Source organism: Salinicola sp. CR57, assembly GCF_003206585.1.
GTDB lineage: Bacteria > Pseudomonadota > Gammaproteobacteria > Pseudomonadales > Halomonadaceae > Salinicola > Salinicola lusitanus.
The window spans coordinates 778,292-795,133 of record NZ_PZJL01000001.1 but is presented as its reverse complement, the minus strand read 5'-3'; the positions used below and the strand labels follow the sequence as shown (position 1 = coordinate 795,133).

Here is a 16,842-nt window from a genome sequence, read left to right as displayed (position 1 = left end):
ACATGAGCGACTCAACGACATGACACACCCGCTGACCATCAGGCTCGACAACTGCGCCAAGACCTGGCCCGACGGCACCCGAGCCCTGGCGCCGCTGAACCTGTCGATCGACGCCGGCGAGACGCTGGCGCTGCTCGGCCCCTCGGGCTGCGGCAAGACCACCCTGCTGCGCATGATCTGCGGACTGGAAAGCGCCGACGAGGGTGGCCGGATTCGCTTCGGCGACGACGACGTCACCCAGGTAGCGCCGGAAGCGCGCGGCGTGGGGGTGGTATTCCAGGGCTACGCGCTGTTCCCCAACATGAATGTCGCCGGCAATGTCGGCTACGGTCTGAAGATTCGTGGCGTGGATGCCGCCAGCCGGCGCCGACGCGTGGCGGAAATGCTCGAACTGGTCGAGCTGGAAGCGTTGGCGGAGCGGCGTATCGATCAGCTCTCCGGGGGGCAGCGTCAGCGCGTGGCGCTGGCCCGGGCGATCGCCATCGAGCCCCGCGTGCTGCTGCTCGACGAACCGTTGACCGCACTCGATGCCCGCCTGCGCCAGCAGCTGCGGGTGGATCTCGCCAAGCTGCTCAAGACACTCGGCATCACTTGCGTCATCGTCACCCACGACCAGGAGGAGGCGATGATGCTGGGCGACCGGGTCGCGGTGATGTCCGCCGGCCGACTGGAGCAGTTGGGCGCGCCAGAGACCCTCTATCGCGATCCCGCCTCGCCCTTCGTCGCCGATTTCCTCGGCACCCTGTGCCGGCTGGAGGGCGGCGAGGTGGCCACCCGCCATGGCGTCGCGGCGCTGACCTTCCGTCCGCACGAGGTCGAACTCGCGCCCCCCGGCCGGGGATTGCCCGCCCGCGTCCAGGCACGCTTCTTCCTCGGCAGCCATATCCGCTTCGAACTCGCGCTCGCCGACGGCCAGCGCTTCACCGCCCTGGCCGCGCCAGACGCCATCTGGCAGCCAGGCGATACCGTCTCCGCTCTCATCGAGCAGGCCCGCGTGGCCTGAATCCGGACAACCTGGAACCTCTGCATGCTGATCGCACAACTCACCGACCTGCACATTCGCCGTCCCGGCCAGAAGGCCTACCGGGTGGTCGAAACCGATCGCTATCTCCCCCCGGCGGTGGCAGCGCTCAACGCGCTCGCCCCCCGGCCCGACGTGGTACTGATTACCGGCGATGCCACCGATTTCGGCCGCCCGGAGGAGTACGCCACGCTGGCCGAGCAGCTTCAGCCGCTGGAGATCCCGTGGTACCTGATTCCCGGCAACCACGACGACCGCCAGGCGATGCGCGACGCCTTTCCCGATCACGACTATCTCGGCGGCGGCCCGTTCATTCAGTACACCATCGAACGCTTCCCGCTAAGGCTGCTGGCACTGGACACCCTGGTGCCGGGCGAGAGTCGCGGCGAGCTCTGCGCCGAGCGGCTCGAATGGCTCGCCGCGCGCCTGGCCGAACAGCCCGAGCGCCCGACCCTGATCTTCATGCATCATCCGCCATTCGCCACCGGCATCGCGCACATGGACGCCATCGGCCTGGCCGGCGCTGCCGAGATGGCCGCGATCGTGGCCGATTACCCCAATGTGGAGCGCATTATCTGCGGCCACGTGCATCGCACGATCTTCCAGCGCTTCGCCGGCACCCTCGCCAGCTGCTGCCCCAGCACCGCCCATCAGGTCGCCCTAGACCTGCGCGAAGACGGCCCTTCCGCCTTCGTCATGGAGCCGCCGGGGTACCAGCTCCACCTCTGGCGCGCCAATGAACTGATCACCCACCACGGCGTGATCGGCGACCATGCCGGGCCCTACCCGTTTCACGAGGAAGGCGGCCTGATCGACGAGTGAGAGACAGGTGGCGCAGACGTGTTCCCACTTCGGTGGATATCCCCGGCTGTCGTTCAGGCTGCCATCAGAGCGGATTCTCGGCGTAGCGCTGCAGCGAGTCGATCAGCGCTTCCGGCAGTTGGATGCCGTCGGCCTCGAACTGGCGTCTCAAGCCGTAGCGCCGCTGCCCCGGGAGCCGCACGCCCTCTTGCGAGAGCATTGCCGAGAACAGCCGCTCGGCCCGGGACAGATAGCCGGCGCCGAAGCGATCGGGATCGAATGCCAGCAGCAGATGCGCGACACTGGGCGGCTCTCCCTCCGCGTCGAAGAACGAGGTCGCCTCGAAGCCGAAGTGGCCGCCCGTGAGCCCGGCCGTGAGCAGCTCGATCATCAGTGCCAGCGAAGCGCCCTTGGCGTCGCCCATGGGCACCATGCTGCCAGCGAGGGCAGCATCGGGATCGGTGGTATCGCGGCCTTCGACATCGATGGCCCAGCCGGCGGGAATCGTGTCGCCGGCCTTCTTGGCCAGCATCACCTTGCCCCGCGCCACCTTGGACAACGACAGATCGATCACCAGCGGTTCGGCGGAAGCTCGCGGGGACGCGAAGGCGATCGGGTTGGTGCCGAATAGCGGCACCTTTCCCCCCCAGGGCGCCATGGCGGAGGGCGCGTTGCTGAACGCCATCGCCAGCAGGCCGGACCGGGCCAGCGATTCCACCGGATGGCCGGCGACCCCGAAGTGGTGAGAGCGCCGGATCGCGATAGCGGCCACCCCCAACTCTTTCGCCACCGGCAGGACGCGATCGACCCCCGCCGCGATGGCCGGAAACGCCAACCCGTGTCCGGCGTCGACGTGAACCACACTGCCGCGGACCTGAACGTCGGGGATGGCGTTACCCACGACCTTGCCGCTCAGGATCTGGTCGAGATAGAACGGCAGTCGAGCCAGGCCATGTGAGGAGAGACCGTCGCATTCGGCGGCGACCAGCGCCCGGCCGGTGATATCGGCCTCGCGGGCGCCCACGCCCGCCGCCTGCAGGGCCTGCGTTGCCAGCTCGCGGGCCTGGGGGATCGACAGTCGCCGATGGCTCATGCGTTGCCCTCCAGTACCCGGCTCACGTTGCGGGCGGTCATGGCGCTGATATTGACGTTCGATTCATGGGTCACGCCGGCGACATGGGGCGTCAGCACCAGGTTGCAGCCACTGGCCCGCGTCAAGTCGCTGTCGGCAGGCAGGGGCTCGCGTTCGAACACATCGAGCATGGCGCCACCGATGCGCCCTTCGCACAAGGCATCGGCGAGTGCCGATTCATCGACGATTCCGCCGCGGGCGGTGTTGATCAGGACGCTGCCTGGGCGCAAGGAAGCGATCGCCTCGGTGTCGATGAGATGGCGCGTCTGCTCGTTCAGCGGTACATGGAGGCTCACGCCGTCGCTGCGCGTCAACAGCGCCTCGAGCGTCTCGACACGCTCCGCCATCTGCCAGGCCGGATCACTCGAATCGGCAAACGGATCGAACGCGATCACGCTCATGCCCAACGCCTGCGCGCGCCTTGCCACTTCCCGAGCGATCCCGCCAAAACCCACCAACCCGAGCACGCATCCCTGGCTCTCGTGACCGACCAGTGCCTGCCGCGGCCAGTCGCCATCGAGCACCCCGGCTGTCGAGTGGTAGGCGCCGCGGCGCAGCATCAGCATCCCCGTGATGACATACTCGGCCACGGCCGAGGCATTGCCACCGGTGGCGGGAAGCACGGCGATGCCGCGCTCCTGGCAACGCGCCACATCGATGTTGTCCAGGCCGACGCCGAGTCGGCCCACGGCCTCGAGATCGGGAAAACGGGCAAGCAGCGCCTCGTCGACCCGGGTTCGGTTGCGCACGATGAGCGCACGAACGCCCTCACCCATCGACAGCAACCGTTCCCGGTCCTCGACGAGCGCGGCATCGAAGTGGACCGCATAACGCTGCGTCAGCGTCTCGACGGCAGCGGCATCCATGAACTCGCTGATTACCACGTCAACCATGTAGATACTCCCCCTGTCGGTAACAATCGTCATCGTGCTGCCGGAGTCAGCTCCAGAATCGACCTCTGGGCAGCGGCACGTTCAACAACCCCGCAAACAGTCCGTAGAAGCCGGCGATGATCAACAGCAGGGTCACCAGATAGACCACCACGCGTCGTGCCGACCAGGCGTGAAAGTGGGCGATTCCCATCAGCAGCATGCAGGCCAGCACGCTCGACCCCAGGAAACCAAGCCACTTGAGCGCCAGGCTCCATGCCAGCACGATCACCACCAGCGCCAGTTGCCGCCCCCAGTGGCCAGGAGCCTGAGGCGATACCCGCTCCCTCCCCCGCATCGCCTGGACCACGAGACCGCACCCGAATATCAGCAACAGAACGCTGATGGTGCGCGGGAAGATGGCTGCCAGCATCGACATATCGCGTGCGAACCAGAGCGCCCCGGCAGCCAGCACCACGGTAGCCAGGCCCAGAGCGATCGACACGCCGGAAGAGCCCGAGGATGAGCGCCCCTCAAATCGACTATTCATGAGCCAACGCCTCCCCATGTATGCGTTTTCGACGCGCGCTCCAGAGCGGATAAAGCACGAACAGTACGGTCAGCGCGATGATGCCGAGGGAGAGCGGGCGGCCGAAGAATACGCCGGCCAGGGAGCCAGTGGCGTTGCCCATCAGATAGCCCTGGACAAAACCCTGCTCGGCGATCGGGCCGAGAATCAGCCCCAGTACGATCGGCGAGGGCTTGATTCCCCACCGCGCCAGCAACCACCCGGCCACGCCGAGCACCACCATCACCACCACGTCGAACGGATTGTTGCGAATGGCATAGGTGCCGATGATCGTCATGAACGCGATCGTCGGGACGAGAATGGCCTTGGGCACGCTCACGATAGACTTGAAGGCGTAGCGCCCGATCAACAGTCCGATGGGTAGCATCAGAACCGTGGCCACCAGCAGTCCGCCCATGAAGGTGTAGGTCACCGAGGCGTTGGTGGTGAACATCTCCGGGCCGGTGCGAAACCCCTGCACCAGCAGCGCCCCGAGGATGACCGCATCCGGTGGTGTCCCCGGAATCCCAAGCACGAAGGTGGGAATGAAGCCGCCGCCCACCGTGGCGTTGTTGGCCGTCTCGGTCGCGATGATGCCATCCGGCTCGCCCTTGCCGAACTGCGCCGATCGCGGCGACGCACGCCGCGCCTCGGAGTAGGAGACGAGACTCGCGATGGAACCACCCGCACCGGGCAAGATGGCGACGATCGTACCGATAATCGCACTGCGCAAGGCGTTCCACTTGCCTCGGAACATCAGCGAGACTCCCTCGCGAAACCGCACCCCGCGGGAGGCCTCGGGTGGCTTCAGGTGCTCGCTCGGTGTCGCGACCAGTTCGATCAGGACCGGAATGCAATAGAGCCCGATCAGTGCCGAGATCGTCTCGACCCCACCCAGCAGGAACTGCGAGCCGAAGGTGTATCGGGTATCCCCCCCGATCACGGCGACGCCGACCGTCGACAGTAGCAGGCCGATGCCCGCCCCGATGAATCCCTTGAGCGTCGAGCCCTCCGACAGCGACGAGATCAAGGTCAGGCCGAAGATCGCAAGCCAGAAATATTCGACCGGGCCGAACTTCAGGGCCACCAATGCCAACAACGGCGCCAGGCAGAAGAGCGCCAGCCCCCCGACCAGGCCCCCGATCACCGACGACAGCGTCGACAATGTGACCGCCAGATCGCCGTCGCCACGCCGTGCCATCGGGTAGCCGTCGAACGTCGTGGCAATGGCCGAGGGCGTGCCCGGGGTGTTGACCAGAATCGCGGCGTAGGAGCCTCCGTAGATAGCACCGGTATAGATCGCCCCGAGCAGGATCAGCGCTGATTCTGTCGGCATCCCGAAGGTGACCGGCACCAGAACGGCGACTGCCATGGTGGCCGAGAGACCAGGGAGCGAACCGATGATGATTCCCGCCGCGACGCCAGCAACGGCAAGCAGCAGATTGAACGGTGAAAGCGCGGCCAGCATAAAGCCCAGAGTTTCCATGATTTCCCTCCGCGAGAGCCGTAGGCCCTACTGGCCAGCTTCCATGCGCTCCGCCACCTGCTGGTACTGGCGTCGCTGCTCGGCAAGGAAATCCTCGACTTGATCCACGTCTTTATCGATCAGGACGAAGCCCAGCGCTTCCATGGACTGCCTGAAATCCGGATTGGCATTGATGTTGGAGAAGATCTCCGAGAGTTTCCGGGTGACGTCTTCTGGGGTGCTGCGGGGAACGGCAATGCCGCGATAGGCGCCGCCGGTCATGTCGTAACCCAGTTCCTTGAAGGTAGGGACGTCCGGGAAGAGCGGATGGCGCTCATCGGTGGCGACTGCCAACGGGCGCATCTTGTCGCTATGGTTTGCCGCCGTCGTGGTGTAGCCCCACTCCGCCTGCACCTGATTGCCGAGCAGTGCCGCTACCGAAGCCCCCGTGCCCTTGAAGGGAATATAGGTGGTCGTGATGTCGGCCAGCGCTTGGAAACGCTGATTGGCGATGTCGTTGGCGGAGTAGGTGCCGCTTCCGGACACGGTCATGGCGCCGGGCGTCTTCTTCGCCGCCGCGATGAAATCGTCGAGCGTCTTGTAAGGGCTGTCGTTGGCGACCAGCAGCGCGTCCGGCGAATAATGGAAGAAGATGAAGTTCTCGATATCTTCGGTCTGATATCCGGAGCCCTGCTGCATCGGCTGGAGAATGATGTGCGGCAGGTTGGTACCCATGATCGTGTAGCCATCGCCCTCCATCTCGTTGAGCTGGGACCAACCCACGGCGCCACCACCACCCGCCATATACTGGATGATGAGCTGATGGCCGGTGATCTGCTGGAAATACTTCTGCTGGAGGCGGGCGCTGATGTCGGACTCGCCCCCGGGGCCGAAGGGGATGATGTACTGCACGTCGCGTTCCGGAAACTGGCCCTCCTGAGCCTGCAGGGTAGTGGAGAATAGAAGCGCGGCGGTCATGGCCGACGCGGCTCTGAGAAAGGCATGGATCGTGTTTCGCTGGCGCATGATGTTCACTCTTGTATTGATATGGAAACATCCGGCCCGCCCCGGGCGCTTTCGCGCTTTCGAGAAGTGCGGGCCGCCGACTGACTATCGATCTCCAGGGGTGGCGCGACTCAAGCGCTTTCGTAGAGCCGGGTGAAGACGAATTCGCGATGCCCCAGCGCCTCGGCGTTGGTATGACGCCCGTTGGCCGTTCTCAGCATCATTTCCAGCAGTTGGTCCCCCGCCTGATCGGGATTGATCTCCCGACGCAGCAGGCCGGTGACATCGACATCGATGTGTTCGCTCATGGTGCGAACGGTTCGCGCGTTGCCGCAGAGCTTGATGACGGGGAGGATCGGGTTTCCGATGACGTTACCCTGGCCGGTGGGGAAGAAGTGCGCCACGAAACCCGCAGCGGCGCAGAGCGTGACCATTTCCGCCGCCGCCGACGACGAGTCCATGAACCAGAGCCCCTTGCCGGTCGGCGATTCCGCCTTGTCCAGCACCCCATCGACGCGACACTGCTTGCCGATCTTCTGGATATTGCCAAGCGCCTTCTCTTCGATCGTGGTGAGCCCGCCCTCGATGTTGCCCTTGGTTGGCTGAGACTCGGAGAGATCGTTGGTCTTGTGGCGGTCGATCATGTCGCTATAACGATCGAAGATGGCCTGGAACTGCTCGCGAACGGCCGGTGACACACAGCGTTCGGCGACCAGATGCTCCCCCCCGGTCAGTTCCGAGGTCTCGCCGAACAGCAGCGTGCATCCCTCGCCGTACAGCTTGTCGAAAGCGTTGCCCACGGTGGGATTGGCCGCGCAACCCGAAGTCGTATCGGACTCGCCACACTTGGTGGAGACCCATAGCTCGTTCAGCGGGCAGGTTTCCCGCTGCAATTCACTGGCGTACTGCACGAACTCCCGCGCCTTGCGCGATGCTGCACAGATCGTGTTGTGATCGCCATTCTGCTCGATCCAGAACCCCTCCACCGGCTTGCCCGTGGCGCGAATACCATCGACCACCTTCTGCGTCCAGCCGGGCTCGATACCGATGACGATCACCGCTGCCACGTTGGGATTGGAGCCAGTGCCGATGAGTGTCCGGAAGTGCAGGTCCAGGTCGGCACCGAACTGCAGGCGGCCATAAGGGTGTGGCATCGCCAACGTGCCCTTGATGTTGTTGCCGACGGCCTCGGCGGCGGCGTTGGAGATGTCATCGACCGGCAGGATGATGACGTGGTTGCGGATACCGACTCGACCATTGTCACGGCGATAGCCGAGAAAGGTTTGCCCCTTGAGTTCCATGCTTACCACCTCTTCGTCTTGACGTTGTGAACGTGCAGATGCTCTCCAGCGCGGATCGGCTGCACCACTCGCCCGATGTCCACGCTGTACTTGATGACGGCATCCCCCTCGTTCAGGTCGCGAATCGCCAGCTTGTGGCCGATGGGGATCGCACTCTTCACCTCGCACTCCAACGTCCGATCCTGATCCATGATCCAGCCGGTCAACTTCTGGCCCGCCTCGATGCCCTCCACCACCACGACGCCCACATCGTCATCGGCGTCGTGCACGACAAAATCGACACTCATGTCCCGTCCTCGCTGGTTATGACTGAAAACCGCAACTCATGTATAAGACATAGTTTAAAAGACAGTCAACCATGTTCCAGATGAGACTTTGGGCCTATATACTGTCGGCGAGCGGGGTCACAACCTCGTCAAAGCGCTACCTTCAACAGGGACAAGATGACAGCCATGAGCGTGCCGAAGGCTCCGACGTTTCAACCTTTATACAAACAGATCAAAGACTTGATCATGGAGAGGATCGCCGACGGCGAGTGGCCGCCGGGAACGTTCATTCCCAGTGAATCGGCATTGGCGAGTAGCTACAGCGTCAGCGTGGGAACGCTACGAAAAGCGCTGGACGAGCTGGTCAACGACAACATCGTCGTTCGCCGGCAGGGCAAGGGAACGGCGGTCGCTACGCACGATACGGATCGGACGCTGTTCCGCTTCTTCAATATCGTTCGCCACGATGGCGAGCGAATGCTGCCGATTTCACGGGTGTTCAGCCGCAGCCGTCGCAAGGCGAGAGCCGAGGAGCGAGAGCTTCTCGGGCTTGCCGAGGGCGCGCAGGTAGTCCGGATTCGCCGGACGCGAGAGCTCGATGGCGAGGCGGTACTCATGGAGGAGATCGTCGTCGACGCGGAGCGGTTTCCGGGCCTGGAAAAACAGCCGGAAATCCTGCCCAACACGCTCTACCAGCTCTACCAGCAGCATTACGGTGTCAGCATCGCCCACGCCGACGAGCAACTGACTGCCGTCCTGGCCACGCAGGACGAAGCAGAGCATCTCGGCGTCGCGGAGGGGGCGCCACTCATCCAGATTCGTCGCATCGCCAGAGACTATCAGGGAGAGCCGCTGGAACTGCGTACCTCACGGCTGTGCACGACCCACTACTGCTATATCGCGCAGGTTTAACCCCGATTGCGTCGCGCGGGCTCGAGCATGCCCTCCAGCACCTTCCCCTCCAGCGAATCGGTGGACAGTCCCAGCAGTCGGGCGAACGTCGCCCCGGCGCTGTCCATGCGCTGGATGCCGCGGGCGGTATCGAACGCCAGTTCGACGCCGGGCCGAATGCCGGCACCGTGGAAGAACGCCACGCCGTGGTTGGAGGCGAACCCAGTGCTGGCCGTTGGCACCTGCGGGCCGTGGTTGGCGCCGGGGGTGACGAGTTCGGCGACGGTATCGCCCCTCTGGTTGGTGCCCCAGACGAAACCGGGGGCATAGGCGAAGAGCACGTCACCCATCCGCTCGCCCCAGTAGCCGAGCGGGCTGGCGTCTTGCTTCTTGAGCGCCAGCGCGACCACGTTGCGCTCGCCGCTTGCCGTCTCGACATACCAGGTGGTCAGCGCCTTGAGGATGCGCGTCTGCACGCGATCGATCTCGGCTGCCGGCACGAGGTCGCGATTGACGAAGATCTCCAGCCCACCGCGCTCGTCCTTGAGGAAGGCCTGGCTCGTGGCCACATCAGGCTTGCCCTTGCCATCGATCGTGCACAGGTCGAATTCCGCCAACCGCCTGTGGATATCACAGAGGTGGGAGTTGGGGACGTCACCGTGATCGGAGGCGAGCACCAGCGTGGTGTCGTCATCGCAGCCGGCCAGCGCCCGGCCCACGGCGTCGTCGAGAATGCGGTACGAGCGCCGGATCACCTCGAGATAACGCGCGTGATCGCTGGCGGTGTAGAACTTGGATTCGGGATCGCACTGGGCGAGACAGGTGTGGTGGGTCTCGTCGTTGAGCCGGAACACCGTGGCGAAGAGCGAAAATCCCTCGTCCCCCAGCAGTGTCAGCGCGCTGTCGACCAGCCATTCGAGCTGGTAGCGCCCCTCCTCGAAGCTGGTCTCGAAGTAACGGGTATCGGGGTCGGCGGAGACCGCCCACTTGGAGATGAACGGGCCGTGGCGCTCGATCAGTCGGCGCGCCAGGCCCGGCCTGCCGCTGCCGCCTTCCGGGGCGGTGATCTGGGGCTGCAGCAGGTCGATCTTGCCGTTGGCGACATCGAGATCGAGCAGCTTGAAGCGCACCGCCGCCGGCTTGCCTTCGAGGGCATGCTCGTCCGCCAGCGGGAGCCAGTCGCTCCATTCGCCGACGCTGAGGCTCGCTTCGGCCCGCGCCAACTGGAGCCGAAGCCGCCCGCCGTCGAGGCGCAATGTTACCGGCACCGGCTCGTCACGATGCGCAGGGATCAAGGCGACGAAACCATCATCCGTGCGCTCGATGGCGAAGCGATTGTGCTTCTGATGATGGGCCAGCGTGCCGGTGGGCGGCCAACCCAGCGCCTCGCTCGACGGCGTCGAGGTCCACCGGTCGAGATCGGTGCTGTGCAGGCACGCCGGCGCCAGCTCCATCGGCGCGGGGCCACTGCCGCTCCAGAACGGGGCGAAGCAGAGATCGCGCTCGCCCGCGGGCACCAGGCTTTCGGGAAAATGGACCAGCGCCGCCCGCTGGCCGGCGGCGCGCATCAGTTCCAGCAGATGCCCGGTGCCGCGGGGCGGCAGGCGCTGGCCGACCCAACTGGTGCCGGGCGCCTGGCCGGTGAGAAAGCTGACGAAGTTGGTGTCGCCCCAGGTCGAGATATAGGGCAGCAGCCGCGTGGAGCCACCTTCGTCGCGCAGGCGCTGAATATTCGGCAGCACGCCCTCGGCGCAGAAGCGCTCGACCAGCTCGGGGATCAACCCGTCGACGCCCAGCAGCAGGATTTTACGATTCCGACTCATGAGGCTCTCCTGGGGCACGACTCAGCGAATGGTGTAGTGATCGATGACCGCGCGATCGATCTCGATCCCGAGACCAGGCTTGTCGAGCACCTCGACGCAGCCGCTGGCGTTGAGCTGGAACTCGCCGCCAATCAGCTCCTGACGGAACGGATGCGCCGATTGATCGTACTCGAGCATCGGTTCGTCGGGGGTGAGCGAGAGCGGCTGCGGCGGCAAGGTGGCGATCAGCTGTACAGCCGCCGCCAGACCGATACCGGTGCCCCAGACGTGCGGCATCACCGGCACGTGAAAGGCCTGGGCCAAGGCGGCGATCTTGCGGCATTCGGTCAGCCCACCGGCGGCGCCGATATCGGGCTGGATCACGTCCAACGCCCCTTCGCTGATCCAGTCCCGGTAGCCGATCTTGGAGTACTCGTTCTCGCCGGCGGCGATCCAGGTGCGCGAAACGCCCTTGAGCTCGCGATAGCCGTGGCGGTTCTCCGGGCTCAGCGGCTCCTCGAACAGGTGAACCCGGGTCTCCTCCAGCTCCATCAAGATGCGCCGTGCCGCCGGCACGCTGTAGGCGCAGTTGGCATCCATCATCAGCGCGATCTCGTCGCCCACGGCCTCGCGCACCGCGCGCATGTCGCGCAGGTCCGCCTCGATGCCGAAGCCGGTCTTGATCTTCATCGCGCGGTAGCCGTTGGCCTGATGACGCAGCGCCTCCTCGACCACTTCCTCGGGATAGTTGCCGCCCTCGCGACGATAGAAGCCGGTGGCGTAGGGGCGTATCTGATGGCGGAACGCGCCACCCATCAAGCGGTGGATCGGCTGGCCCAGCGCCTTGCCGGCCAGATCCCACAGCGCGGTGTCGATGGCGGCGATGCCGAACAGCGCCACGCCCTTCTGACCGTAGGGGCGGGAGTGGTTGTACATCGTCTCCCACAAGACTTCGCGCTCGAAAACCGAGCGTCCGATCACCAGCGGCTTGAGCGCGTACTCGACCATCGCCTGGGCGACCTGCGGCGGCTGCAGGCCGTGGTTGACGCATTCGCCCCAGCCGACCAGGCCATCCTCGGTGTGAACCTCCACCAGCATGGCGGTGCGCTGACGCACCCAGCCCTGGGAGAACGAGAACGGCTGATCCAGCGGCGCGGCGAGAACGTGAGTCTTGATATCGGTGATCTTCATGCAGGATCCCTTATTCGGAAACGGGTTGAGCGGAGGCAGCCTTGCGGCGAGTCGCGACTCTCGCCCGCCACTCGAGCACGCCAGCCGTCACCGTCCAGATCAGAAATAGCCCGATCAGCACGAACAGCGTGGTGGCGATACCGCTATGGGTGAAGAACGACAGGAAGTCGCCCCGCGAGATCAACAGCCCCCGGCGCAGCGAACTCTCCAGCGCCGGCCCCAGCACCATGCCGATCACCAGCGGTGCCAGCGGATAGCCGCCGCGGCGCAGCACATAGGCGAGAATGCCGGTCAGCGCCGCGACCACCAGGTCCAGCGGATTGCCGCGTACCGACACGGCACCGATGAAGCTGAACATCACGATGCCGCCCATGACGAAGCCCAGCGGCAGCTTGAACAGATAGCGAAACAGGCCGATGGAGGGCTTGCTCAGAACCAGCATGGCGACGTTGACGATGATCAGCACCACGAACAGGGCGTAGACCGTCTGCGCCTGGTCCTGCATCAGCCGCACCCCCGGGGTGATGCCGTGGATCACCATGGCACCCATCATCATCGCCGTGACCACATCGCCAGGGATGCCCAGCGCCAGGGTGGGAATGAAGGCGCTGCCGGTCACCGCATTGTTGGAGGACTCCGAGGCGATGATGCCGTCCGGCTCGCCCTTGCCCAGATTGGCCCGCCGCGGCGACAGTTTCTGGGCCGCGGCATAGCTGATGAAGGCCGCCGCGGCCGCGCCGGTACCCGGCAAGGCGCCGACGAAACTGCCGATGAAAGAGCCGCGCACCAGTTCGATCAGGCGTCGGCCGATATCACGCAGACCGGGAAAGCGCAACCGTGCCTCCGGAATGGTGGTGGCCTCCTCGTCCCGAGAGGAGAAACGCACGAAGACTTCCGACAGCGCGAAGGCGCCCACCACCACCGGAATCAGATCCAGCCCGGAGCTGAGCGCATAGGTGCCGAAGGTGAAGCGGTCGGCGCCGGTGATGGGATCGCTGCCGACCATCGAGAAGAAGAAGCCCATCATCCCGCAGACGAGGCCCTTGAGCAGGCTGCCGCGGGAGATCCCGACGATGCAGAGCATCGCCAGGCAGACCAGCGCGAAGACCTCGATCGAACCGAAGTTGACCGCGAACTTGGCCAGCTGCGGGGCGCAGAAGATCAGCAGCACGCAGGAGAGCACGCCGCCGAAGAACGAGGCGAAGGTCGCCCAGCCGAGTGCTTCGTCGACCCGGCCCTGCTGGGTCATCGGGTAGCCGTCGAACGTCGTTGCCGCCGACTGCGGCGTACCGGGCGTATTGATCAGGATCGCGGTGATCGACCCGCCGTAGACCGAGCCGCAGTAGACACCGATCAACAGCGCCATGCTGGTGATGACATCCATGCCGAAGGTGAATGGCAGGAAGATCGTCAAGCCCACCACCGAGCCCAGCCCGGGCAGCCCGCCGATGATGATGCCCGCCCAGGTGCCGATCACGATGGCGAGCAGCGCCTGCCAGGTGAAGGCGTCGCCGACCGCCGCCAGAATCACGTCCATCTCAGATCACTCCATTCGTGAGCAGCGCCGGCAGGCGGATCATCAGCACGTGATGGAACAGGAACCACAGCCCGCCGCCGATCACGATCGTTCCCAGCACCAGTGGCAGCGGCCGCCGGATTCGAAACAGCCATAGCGTCAGCGCCACCAGCGGCAGCACCGGGATCAGGAAACCGAGGCTCGCCGTGGCCACCGCGGCGATCAGCACCGCCGCCATCAAAAGCGGCAGCGGCGAGCGCGCCCTTGGCGCCTTCGCCGTGCGTTGCCTCGGTGCTTGGCGGATCAGCTCGCCGACCAATATCGCCAGGGCCATCACACACCAGATCGTGAGCACGATACGCGGCACCAGCATGGCGCTCTCGGGCCCCTGCCAGGCGGTGATCGAGAGCCCTGCGCCGGCCACCAGCAGCGCCAATGCAGTCAGGACCCGAGGATGTATCAAGGTTGCCAACATGGATCGCGACTCCTGATGAGCGGTGGACGGATTACTGTGTCAGCCCCGCATCCTCGAGCACCTGCTTGTTGGCCTCGAAGCGCTTCTGAACGAACGCCTTGAAGTCATCCGGCCCGAGATAGGCGATGTTCGCCTTGGCCTTGTCGGCAAAGGTCTTGAACTTGTCCGATTCGACGGTCGCCTTGCACGCCTCGGCGTACTGCTTGGCACGCTCGTCCGAGATCCCCTTGGGCGCGACGACGCCCTGCCAGACCGAGAAATCCAGCGCCGGCAGGCCAAGCTCCTCGATCGTCGGCACGTCGTCATAACCCTCGACGCGGTGATCGGCGAATACCGCCAGCGGGCGCAGATCGTAGTTCTCTAGGATGGTTTCGGTGTCCGCCATGATCTGGATCTCGTTGCCGGCCAGCGCGTTCATCGCCGGGCCTGAACCGCTGTAGGGCACGTGTTCGGCCTTGAGATCACTGTTGACCACGGTCGCCGCCATGGCGAGATGCGGCAGCGTCCCCGGACCGGAGGAGCCATAGAGGAACGGCTGATCCTGGGACTCCTCCACCAGCTGCTGAAACGAGGTGATATCGGAGGACTTCGAGACCATCAGGAACATCGGGTTAGAAACGGTGCGGCAGATGTAGGTGAAGCTATCCGGACCGTAGGGCAACTTCTTCAGCGAGGGCTGGATCGACAGCGCACCGGCAGGCTCGTAGCCGATGATGTTGGGGTTACCCTCGCTGTTGGCGACCTCCGCCGTGCCCACCGTGGCGCTGGCACCGGCGACATTGCGCACCACCGACGTGACACGCAGCTGTTGCGAAAAGGTCGGCTCGAAGCTGCGGGCGACGATATCGGTCGCACCACCTGCCGCGAACGGCACGATGATCTCCAGATTGTCGGCCGCCATAGCCGCATGAGTAGTGCCGATCAGGGCCAGGGCGGCCAGGGAATAGCGCAGTGACTTCATGGTTGGCTCCATTTCGTAGCGCTGCGAAAAAAACCGAAACCAGCGCTGCCTTTAGATAATTGGTCTCATTCGAGACCATTCAGAAGAATTCGTTCTCGACATGGCTTAAAATCGTAGCGCTACGAATGAACGCTAACAACGCGTCGACATCGTCCATTCGTCGTAGATCCCGACCCAGGTCGCGGTCCGAGCACGGCGCTTCTCCCCTTACGAAGCGCCGCGCCGGACCCGTTACACTAACGGGCGGGCCCTACGCTTTGTCTGAAAAATGCTGCGCTCGCCCATACGGCGTTAAAAATTGACTCAAGATGCTCATTTACACCTCGTAAACTCCGCTCTTTCGTCAATTTTTGCCTTGTCTGGTCATCGCTCGCCGGTTTTTCAGAAAGAGCTTAGAGGGGGACGAAAAAATTCATCTGCTTATCCGGTCCGAGCGCGGGGTCGGAGACGAGGTAACGGAATCTTGGCCAAACGACGACGACGCGGTTCGCAGCGCGTCACCATGGGGGAAGTCGCCAGACTGGCAGACGTGTCACCGAGCACGGTGTCACTCTATCTACGTCGGCCGGATGAGGTCTCCCCTGGGCGCGCCGAGAAAATCCAGGCGGCCATCGACCGGCTGGGCTACCTGCCCAACACCATGGCCGGCGGGCTGGCATCGTCGCGCTCCAACGTGATCGGCGTGCTGGTGCCCACCATCACCAACTCGTTCTTCTCGGAGACGCTGGAAACCCTCGAGCGCCATCTGCGAAGCGCCGGTTATCAACTGCTGATCGGCAACACCGAGTTCGACGACGCGCGGGAAGAGGAGCTGATCCGCTCGATTCTGAGCTGGAACCCCGCCGGCCTGGTGCTGACCGGCTTCTTGCACACCCGCAAGTCGCTATCGGTGCTGGCCAACAACGATACGCCCATCGTCGAGATGTGGGACTACGGCCAATCGGGGCTGGACATGGTGGTGGGATTTTCCCACCACACCTGTGGCCGCCTGGTGGCCGAGCACATGCTGCGGCAGGGACGCCGACGGATGGCGTTCGTCAGCACCAACTTCGAGCGCGACGTGCGCGCGCGGGATCGCTACCACGGCTTTCGAGAGACAGTGGAAGCCGCCGGCGGGACGGTCGAACTGCGGGAGCTGAGCGGGCGCAGCCACGCCGAGGAGACCGGGCGGCTGACTCGAGCGCTGATGCAGGATCATCCGGAGATCGAAGCCATTGCCTGTTCCAACGACATGGTGGCACTCGGCGTACTGTGCGAGTGCCAGCGACAGGAGTGGGACATTCCTGGCCGCATCGCCCTTGCCGGCTTCGGCAACCTGGACTTCACCACCAGCACCGTCCCCCCGCTCACCACCATCGAACCGCCACGCCGTGAGATCGGCCAGCACACCGCCCGGCTACTGCTGGCCAGTCTCGCAGGTGAACTCCCGGAGGCGGAGAAACGCCTGGACCTGGGGGTGAGGCTGGTGGAACGGGAGAGCGTTTGAGGGCATCGGTGGCACAAAGACCGAGACATACGCCCACCATCGAACCCGCTCCGATCAGATTCAGAGCGGGTCCTGGAAGGCTGCGGCAGTTG

General features: G+C 64.7%; 16 protein-coding genes. 4 read left to right on the top strand and 12 right to left on the bottom strand.

Annotated features, from left to right (window positions below; genetic code table 11):
* The first annotated feature begins 19 nt into the window (after positions 1-19).
* Both DOM56_RS03625 and DOM56_RS03620 read left to right on the top strand, forming a co-directional pair.
* On the top strand, positions 20-1,003 hold the full coding sequence (locus tag DOM56_RS03625) for an ABC transporter ATP-binding protein (RefSeq protein ID WP_110707499.1): 984 nt from the start codon (positions 20-22) through the stop codon (positions 1,001-1,003).
* Between the two features lie 24 nt (positions 1,004-1,027).
* Entirely contained in the window at positions 1,028-1,843 is an 816-nt protein-coding gene (locus tag DOM56_RS03620) for a phosphodiesterase (protein WP_110707498.1), read from the top strand.
* 64 nt (positions 1,844-1,907) lie between these two features.
* Here DOM56_RS03620 and DOM56_RS03615 read toward each other — a convergent pair whose 3' ends face one another.
* From DOM56_RS03615 to DOM56_RS03585, 7 genes are all read right to left on the bottom strand, one after another.
* Positions 1,908-2,915 carry an Ldh family oxidoreductase gene (locus DOM56_RS03615; RefSeq protein WP_110707497.1) on the bottom strand — a complete coding sequence of 336 codons (1,008 nt, stop codon included), beginning with the start codon at positions 2,913-2,915 and terminating at the stop codon, positions 1,908-1,910.
* On the bottom strand, positions 2,912-3,847 hold the full coding sequence (locus DOM56_RS03610) for a hydroxyacid dehydrogenase (RefSeq protein WP_110707496.1): 936 nt from the start codon (positions 3,845-3,847) through the stop codon (positions 2,912-2,914). The genes DOM56_RS03615 and DOM56_RS03610 overlap by 4 nt, the downstream gene beginning before the upstream one ends.
* 46 nt (positions 3,848-3,893) lie before the next feature.
* On the bottom strand, positions 3,894-4,373 hold the full coding sequence (locus DOM56_RS03605; protein ID WP_157958149.1) for a tripartite tricarboxylate transporter TctB family protein: 480 nt from the start codon (positions 4,371-4,373) through the stop codon (positions 3,894-3,896).
* On the bottom strand, positions 4,366-5,877 hold the full coding sequence (locus DOM56_RS03600) for a tripartite tricarboxylate transporter permease (protein WP_110707495.1): 1,512 nt from the start codon (positions 5,875-5,877) through the stop codon (positions 4,366-4,368). The genes DOM56_RS03605 and DOM56_RS03600 overlap by 8 nt, the downstream gene beginning before the upstream one ends.
* Positions 5,878-5,904: 27 nt before the next feature.
* On the bottom strand, positions 5,905-6,882 hold the full coding sequence (locus DOM56_RS03595; protein ID WP_198655653.1) for a tripartite tricarboxylate transporter substrate binding protein: 978 nt from the start codon (positions 6,880-6,882) through the stop codon (positions 5,905-5,907).
* Positions 6,883-6,992: 110 nt separating this feature from the next.
* Positions 6,993-8,162, bottom strand: coding sequence for a UxaA family hydrolase (locus DOM56_RS03590; protein WP_110707494.1), 1,170 nt, complete (start codon positions 8,160-8,162; stop codon positions 6,993-6,995).
* A 2-nt stretch (positions 8,163-8,164) separates the two neighbouring features.
* Positions 8,165-8,449: a UxaA family hydrolase gene (locus tag DOM56_RS03585; RefSeq protein ID WP_110707493.1), complete on the bottom strand. Its 285-nt coding sequence runs from the start codon at positions 8,447-8,449 to the stop codon at positions 8,165-8,167.
* Positions 8,450-8,605: 156 nt separating this feature from the next.
* On the opposite strand from DOM56_RS03585, the gene DOM56_RS03580 reads away from it, so the two are divergent.
* Positions 8,606-9,340 (top strand): GntR family transcriptional regulator, encoded by a 735-nt coding sequence (locus DOM56_RS03580; RefSeq protein ID WP_198655652.1) that lies wholly within the window; start codon positions 8,606-8,608, stop codon positions 9,338-9,340.
* Here DOM56_RS03580 and DOM56_RS03575 read toward each other — a convergent pair.
* The 5 genes from DOM56_RS03575 to DOM56_RS03555 are packed head-to-tail and all read right to left on the bottom strand — an operon-like array spanning position 9,337 to position 15,264.
* Positions 9,337-11,142, bottom strand: coding sequence for an alkaline phosphatase family protein (locus DOM56_RS03575; protein ID WP_110707491.1), 1,806 nt, complete (start codon positions 11,140-11,142; stop codon positions 9,337-9,339). The genes DOM56_RS03580 and DOM56_RS03575 overlap by 4 nt on opposite strands.
* Positions 11,143-11,163: 21 nt before the next feature.
* A complete protein-coding gene (locus tag DOM56_RS03570) occupies positions 11,164-12,312 on the bottom strand; it encodes a mandelate racemase/muconate lactonizing enzyme family protein (protein WP_110601421.1) in 1,149 nt (382 codons plus the stop codon).
* A 10-nt stretch (positions 12,313-12,322) separates the two neighbouring features.
* The gene (locus DOM56_RS03565) at positions 12,323-13,849 is read right to left on the bottom strand and encodes a tripartite tricarboxylate transporter permease (RefSeq protein WP_110707490.1); all 1,527 of its coding nucleotides are present in this window, start codon (positions 13,847-13,849) and stop codon (positions 12,323-12,325) included.
* A 1-nt stretch (position 13,850) separates the two neighbouring features.
* Entirely contained in the window at positions 13,851-14,303 is a 453-nt protein-coding gene (locus DOM56_RS03560) for a tripartite tricarboxylate transporter TctB family protein (RefSeq protein ID WP_110601424.1), read from the bottom strand.
* A 31-nt stretch (positions 14,304-14,334) separates the two neighbouring features.
* Positions 14,335-15,264 carry a tripartite tricarboxylate transporter substrate binding protein gene (locus tag DOM56_RS03555; protein WP_157958148.1) on the bottom strand — a complete coding sequence of 310 codons (930 nt, stop codon included), beginning with the start codon at positions 15,262-15,264 and terminating at the stop codon, positions 14,335-14,337.
* 463 nt (positions 15,265-15,727) lie between these two features.
* Here DOM56_RS03555 and DOM56_RS03550 point away from each other — a divergent pair, with 463 nt between their 5' ends.
* On the top strand, positions 15,728-16,750 hold the full coding sequence (locus DOM56_RS03550; protein WP_157958147.1) for a LacI family DNA-binding transcriptional regulator: 1,023 nt from the start codon (positions 15,728-15,730) through the stop codon (positions 16,748-16,750).
* Positions 16,751-16,842 lie beyond the last annotated feature (92 nt).